Here is a 6140-nt window from a genome sequence, read left to right on the forward strand (position 1 = left end):
GACCGGATCCGGTCCGGCCCCTCGACAACTCCGCTCCCGGGTCAGCAAGATGTGACGCCGTACCGTCCGCCGCATCCGCCCCGGGAGAACCACCATGGGCCGCCCCCTGCCCCACCGCACGGCCCTGCTCGCCGGCCTCACCGCCGTCTCGCTCTCGCTGACGCTCTGTTCGTGCAGCTCCGGCTCCGGCTCCGGCGGCGCCCTGGCCGTACCGAGCTCGGTCGAGACCCCCAAGCTCACCGCCGTCGACATCAACCCGCACGAACGCGCCGAACTCCGCCAGGGCGGCACCCTGCACGTCGCGGTGGCCCAGTACTCCACCCAGTGGTCGCCGATCCAGACCGACGGCAGCGAGTCCTCCACCATCACGGTCACCAAGCCCCTGCTGCCGACCTTCTTCCGGTCCGACGCGGCCGGCACCCAGACCCCCAACCCGGCCTACCTCCAGGACGCGCACGCCGAGCAGCGGGACGGCCGCCAGGTCGTCGTCTGGACGCTCAACCCCAAGGCCCGCTGGTCCGACGGCACGCCGATCACCTGGCGCGACATCGAGGCCAACTGGCGGGCGCTGAACGGCCGGGACCAGGCCTACAAGTCCGCCAGCAGCACCGGATTCGAGCTGGTCTCCGCCGTCGAGCGGGGCAAGGACGAGTACCAGGCCGTGATGACCTTCGAGCGGCCGTTCTCCGAGTGGCAGTCGATGTTCAACGGCGCCGCCAACGCACCGCTCCTCCCGGCCAGCCGGACCGGCACGCCCGACCTGTTCAACACCGCCTACCTGGACGCGATCCCGGTCACCGCGGGCCCGTTCAAGGTAGAGAAGCTGGACCGGGCGGCCCAGACCGTCACCGTGGTCGCCGACCCCGCCTGGTGGGGCGAGAAGCCGCTGCTGGACCGGATCGTCTTCCACGCCATGCTCCCCAACACCATGGCCGCCGCCTTCGCCAAGGGCGAGATCGACTTCTTCAGCAACGGCCCGGACGTGGCCGGCTACCAGCTGATCCGGGGCATCCGGGGCGCCGCCGTCCGGCGCGCCGGCGGGCCCGACTTCCGCCAGTTCACGCTGAACAGCAGGAGTCCCGCCCTCGCCGACCCGTCGGTCCGCCAGGCCCTGTTCCAGGCGATCAACCGGGACACCATCGCCCGGACCGACCTCGCCGGCCTCGACTGGCCCACCGTCGTCCTCAACAACCACCTGCTGGTGGCCAACCAGAACGCCTACCGGGACAACTCGCTCGGCCTCAGCCGGTACGACCCGGCCGAGGCGGTCCGCAAGCTCGACGCCGCCGGGTGGAAGCTGGACGGCGACGTCCGCAGGAAGGAGGGCAAGGAGCTCAACCTGCGGATGGTCATCCCGGCCGGCGTCACCCAGGCCCAGAACGAGGCCGCGGTCACCACCCGGATGCTCAAGGACGTCGGGGTCAAGGTCACCACCGTCACCGCCAACGCCAACGAGTTCTTCGACAAGTACGTCAACCGGCGGGACTTCGACATCGCCGCCTACTCGCTGCTCGGCACGCCGTTCCCGGCCAGCGGCAACCGGGCCAACTTCGTCCAGAACGGCGGCACCAACCACTCCCAGGCCGGCAGCCAGGCGGTCGACGGCGCGCTCGACCGGGCCGCCGCGGCGGGCGACGCGGCCGTCGCCTTCGAGGCGATCAACCAGGCCGACGCGGAGCTGTGGAAGGTGGCCGGCGTGCTGCCCCTCTACCAGCGCCCGCAGCTGTACGGCGCCCGCGTCGACCTGGCCAACATCGGCGCCCAGGGCCTCTCGGACATCGTCTGGGAGAACGTCGGCTTCCAGAAGTGACGCCCGGGCGCGCCCTCCGGTGGCGCGTCCCGCACGCACGGGGCCCCGGAGTCCGCGCGACTCCGGGGCCCTTCGGCGGCCGTGCTCAGCCCGCGCCGATCACGTCCCGCACCTCCGCGAAGTGGCAGGCCGACTCGTGCGCGGCCGGCCCCTCCAGGGTCGACGGCACCGCCAGCAGCGGGATCTCGGTGGAGCAGCGCTCCTCCGCCTTCCAGCAGCGGGTGCGGAACCGGCAGCCCGACGGCGGGTTGGCCGGTGAGGGGATGTCCCCGCTGAGCAGGATCCGCTCGCGGGACTCGCGCCCGGTCGGATCGGGCACCGGGACGGCGGAGAGCAGCGCCTGGGTGTACGGGTGCGTCGGGTGGGAGTAGATCTGCTCCTCCGTCCCGATCTCGACCATCTTGCCGAGGTACATCACGCCGACGCGGTCGGAGATGTGCCGGACGATCGAGAGGTCGTGCGCGATGAACATGTACGAGAGCTCGAACTCGCTCTGGAGCTGCTCCAGCAGGTTGATCACCTGCGCCTGCACCGAGACGTCCAGCGCGGAGACCGGCTCGTCGCAGATGATGAGCTCCGGCTTGAGCGCCAGCCCCCGGGCGATGCCGATGCGCTGGCGCTGGCCGCCGGAGAACTGGTGCGGGTACCGGTTGATGTACTCCGGGTTCAGGCCCACCACGTCCAGCAGGTCCTGGACGGCCTTGCGGCGGTCGCCCTTCGGGGCCACCTCCGGGTGGATCTCGTAGGGCTCACCGATGATGTCGCCGACCGTCATGCGCGGGTTCAGCGAGGTGTACGGGTCCTGGAACACCATCTGGATGTTCCGCCGCACCGCCTTCAGCGCGGATCCGGAGAGCCGGGTGATGTCCTCGCCCTTGAACAGCACCTGGCCGGAGGTGGCCCGCTCCAGGTTCATCAGCACCTTGGCCAGCGTCGACTTCCCGCAGCCGGACTCGCCGACGATGCCGAGGGTCTCGCCCCTGAGCAGCTGGAAGGAGATGCCGTCCACGGCCCGGACGGCGCCGACCTGCTTCTTGAGGACGATGCCCTGGGTCAGCGGGTAGTGCTTGACCAGGTCCTTGACCTCCAGGATGGGCTCAGCCACGGAGGGTCTCCTTCCAGAAGTGGCAGGCGCTCCGGCGGCCCGGCAGGTCGGCCCCCTCGGCGTCCAGCACCGGGACCAGCCGCGGGGTTTCGGTGCGGCAGACGTCCTGCGCCCGGTCGCAACGCGGGTTGAAGGCGCAGCCGTCCGGGATCCGCAGCAGGCTCGGCGGCAGGCCCTGGATGGCGTAGAGGTTCTGGCCCTTCTGGTCCAGGCGCGGGATCGAGTTGAGGAGGCCCCTGGTGTACGGGTGGGCCGGGCGCGCGTACAGCTCGTGCACCGGCGCCGTCTCGACGATCCGGCCCGCGTACATCACGGCGATCTTGTCCGCGACGTCGGCGACCACGCCGAGGTCGTGGGTGATCAGGATCAGACCCATGTTGAACTCGGCCTGGAGCTCCGCGAGCAGGTCCATCACCTGCGCCTGGACGGTGACGTCCAGCGCCGTGGTGGGCTCGTCCGCGATGATCAGGTCCGGCTCCAGCGCCATGGCCATGGCGATCATGATGCGCTGGCGCATGCCGCCCGAGAACTGGTGCGGGTAGTCGCCGACCCGTTCCCGGGCGGCGGGGATGCGCACCCGCTCCATCAGCTCGATCGCCCGCTCCTTGGCCTCCTTGCGCGAGGCCCCCTGGTGCACCCGGAACATCTCGCCGAGCTGGTAGCCGACGCTCAGGACCGGGTTGAGCGAGGAGAGCGCGTCCTGGAAGATCATCGCGATCTTCCGGCCGCGCACCGCCCGGCGGGCCCTGGGGCTCATGGTGAGCAGGTCCTCGCCGCGGAACCGGATCGAGCCGGAGGTGATCTTCCCCGGTGGCATGTCGAGGATGCCCATGATCGCCTGGGCGGTCACCGACTTGCCCGAACCGGACTCGCCGAGCACCGCCAGGGTCTCCCCCGCCGACACCGAGTAGCTCACGCCGTTGACGGCCTTGGCGACGCCGTCCCGGGTGTGGAACTCGATGTGCAGGTCGTCGACCTCCAGCAGCGGGGTGCCGGGCACCAGGTTCTCCCGGCCGCCGCCGAGCACCTCCACCGCGTCCCGGCGCGCCGCGCCGTCCTTCGTCGTCGGCTTGGTCAGATCAGTCATGGTCCGCGGCCCTCCTCAGCGCAGCTTCGGGTCGAGGGCGTCGCGCACCGCGTCGCCGAGCATGATGAACGCGAGCACCGTGATGCTCAGCACGGCGGCCGGGAAGAGCAGCACGTGCGGGGCGTTCAGGAAGCGGGCCTGGGCGTCGCTGATCATCAGGCCCCAGGAGATCGCCGGGGACTGGATGCCGATGCCGAGGTAGGAGAGCGCGGCCTCGGCCCCGATGTAGACGCCCAGGTTGATGGTCGAGACCACGATCACCGGCGCGACGGCGTTCGGCAGGATGTGCCGGCTGACGATCCGCCCGGTGCCGGCACCGAGGGCCCGGGCCGCCACCACGTAGTCGTTGTGCTTGTTGGCGAGGACCGCCGAGCGCATCAGCCGGTAGATCTGCGGCCAGCCGAGGACGGCCATCACCGCGGAGACCGTCCAGGCGTTGCCCTCGCCCCAGGTCGACATGATCAGCATCCCGCCGAGCAGCAGCGGGATGGCGAAGAAGATCTCGGTGACCCGGGAGAGCACGCTGTCCGCGAAGCCGCCGATCCAGCCGGCCCAGAGGCCCAGCGTGCCGCCGACGGCGACCACCAGCGTGGTGGTCACCAGCCCGACGATGATCGAGTTGCGGGCGCCCCAGACCGTCCGGGTGTAGATGTCGCAGCCCTGGACGTCGAAGCCGAACCAGTGGTCGGCGCTGGGCCGCTGCAGCGAGTCGGCCAGGTTGCAGAAGCCGCCCGCGCGCGGATCGCCGTCGGTGAACAGCCCGGGGACGATCGCCAGCACCACCATGAACAGCACCAGGAACCCGCCGATCAGGAACAGCGGGTTGCGGCGCAGGTCGTACCAGGCGTCGGTCCAGAGGCTGGCGACGCGCTCCGTGCCGTCCTTGCCCTTCCCGGCGGGGCCCTTGCCGGCCGGGTCCTTCTTGTCGAGCGACGCCCCGGCGAGCGGAGCGGCCTCGGCCGCCGGCCCGCTCGCGGCGGTCCCGGCAGCGGGCTGCCCGGGAATCGCCACCGTCGCGTCCTCGCGCTTCGTCGGCTCACTCATAGCGGATCCTCGGGTCCAGGACGGCGTACAGCAGGTCGACCACCAGGTTGGCGAACAGGTAGACCATCACCAGGGCGCTCACGATGCCCACGACGATGGTCCGTTCCCGCAGGTAGACGGACTGGAAGAGCTGGTGTCCGACGCCGGGGATGTTGAAGATGCCCTCGGTGATCACCGCGCCGCCCATCAGCCCGCCGAGGTCCATGCCGAGGAAGGTGACGATCGGGATCAGCGCGTTGCGCAGTCCGTGCCGGATCACCACCCGCAGCGGGCTGAGGCCCTTGGCCACCGCCGTGCGGACGTAGTCGGCCCGCATGACCTCGATCAGGCTGGTGCGGGTGAGCCGGGCGACGTACGCCAGCGAGGTCGAGGCGAGCACGTAGGCGGGCAGCAGGTAGGACCGGAAGCCCGCCTCCTCGTTGAAGGAGACCGGGAAGAAGTCGATGCCCAGATCGGTGTTGAGCTTCACCCCGAGGAGCAGCTGGAGCACGAAGCCGATCACGAAGACCGGGATCGAGATGACCATCAGGGTGGAGATCAGCACCACGTTGTCGATGAACCGGCCGCGCCGGAGGGCCGCGACCACACCGGCGGTGATGCCCACGACCATCTCGATCACGATCGCGGTGAGCGCCAGGTTGATGGTGTAGGGAAAGGCCGTCTTCATCACGTCCACGACCTGGTTGCCGCGGTAGTCCTCACCGAAGTCGCCCTGGAAGAGGCCGACCAGGTAGTTCCAGTACTGGATGAAGAACGGGTCGTCGAGGTTGTACCGGTCCCGCAGGACCGCCACGACGGCGGGGTCCTGTCGCTTCTCACCGGCCAGTGCCGTGATGGGATCCCCAGGCAGCAGGAAGACCAGTGCGTAGATAAGGAACGTCGCGCCGAGGATCACAGGTATGGCCTGGATGATCCGGCGGACCACATAGCGGCCCATGCGGTCTCCTCATGGTCGGGGGCACGCCTGAGCCGGGGGGCGCGGGGGTTTACCGCGCCCCCCGCCCTGGCGGACCGGGGACCCGGGGGGGGGCTCGCCCCGTCGCAGTTTGGCCGGTCCAACTTCCCCAGGGGGGTGGGCGTGAAGTTATTTGAGG

The 6140-nt window shown here is 70.3% G+C and carries 5 protein-coding genes; 1 reads left to right on the plus strand and 4 read right to left on the minus strand.

All coding sequences use genetic code 11. The annotated features are described in order from the left end of the window. Nucleotides 1-94: 94 nt before the first annotated feature. Nucleotides 95-1810, plus strand: coding sequence for an ABC transporter family substrate-binding protein (locus ACFWIC_RS29405; RefSeq protein ID WP_380520419.1), 1716 nt, complete (start codon nt 95-97; stop codon nt 1808-1810). Nucleotides 1811-1895: 85 nt separating this feature from the next. On the opposite strand, the gene ACFWIC_RS29410 is transcribed toward ACFWIC_RS29405, so the two are convergent. From ACFWIC_RS29410 to ACFWIC_RS29425, 4 genes are read right to left on the minus strand one after another with little or no spacing between them, the layout of a single operon-like run. After that, the gene (locus tag ACFWIC_RS29410) at nt 1896-2915 is read right to left on the minus strand and encodes an ABC transporter ATP-binding protein (protein WP_380520420.1); all 1020 of its coding nucleotides are present in this window, start codon (nt 2913-2915) and stop codon (nt 1896-1898) included. Beyond that, nucleotides 2908-4002 carry an ABC transporter ATP-binding protein gene (locus ACFWIC_RS29415; RefSeq protein WP_329874621.1) on the minus strand — a complete coding sequence of 365 codons (1095 nt, stop codon included), beginning with the start codon at nt 4000-4002 and terminating at the stop codon, nt 2908-2910. The genes ACFWIC_RS29410 and ACFWIC_RS29415 overlap by 8 nt, the downstream gene beginning before the upstream one ends. A gap of 15 nt (nt 4003-4017) precedes the next feature. Next, complete coding sequence (locus ACFWIC_RS29420; protein ID WP_329874623.1) at nt 4018-5046, minus strand: ABC transporter permease; 1029 nt, start codon at nt 5044-5046, stop codon at nt 4018-4020. After that, nucleotides 5039-5983 carry an ABC transporter permease gene (locus ACFWIC_RS29425; RefSeq protein ID WP_329874625.1) on the minus strand — a complete coding sequence of 315 codons (945 nt, stop codon included), beginning with the start codon at nt 5981-5983 and terminating at the stop codon, nt 5039-5041. Before ACFWIC_RS29425 ends, ACFWIC_RS29420 begins: the two co-directional genes overlap by 8 nt. Nucleotides 5984-6140: the final 157 nt, after the last annotated feature.

It is taken from the genome of Kitasatospora sp. NPDC127035 (assembly GCF_042726075.1).
Classification (GTDB): Bacteria; Actinomycetota; Actinomycetes; order Streptomycetales; family Streptomycetaceae; genus Kitasatospora.

Excerpts from the sequence above, each read along its gene's own strand:
- ACFWIC_RS29405 (WP_380520419.1), top strand. The coding sequence starts at position 95 with ATGGGCCGCCCCCTGCCCCACCGCACGGCCCTGCTCGCCGGCCTCACC.
- ACFWIC_RS29415 (WP_329874621.1), bottom strand. The coding sequence starts at position 4,002 with ATGACTGATCTGACCAAGCCGACGACGAAGGACGGCGCGGCGCGCCGG.
- ACFWIC_RS29420 (WP_329874623.1), bottom strand. The coding sequence starts at position 5,046 with ATGAGTGAGCCGACGAAGCGCGAGGACGCGACGGTGGCGATTCCCGGG.
- ACFWIC_RS29425 (WP_329874625.1), bottom strand. The coding sequence starts at position 5,983 with ATGGGCCGCTATGTGGTCCGCCGGATCATCCAGGCCATACCTGTGATC.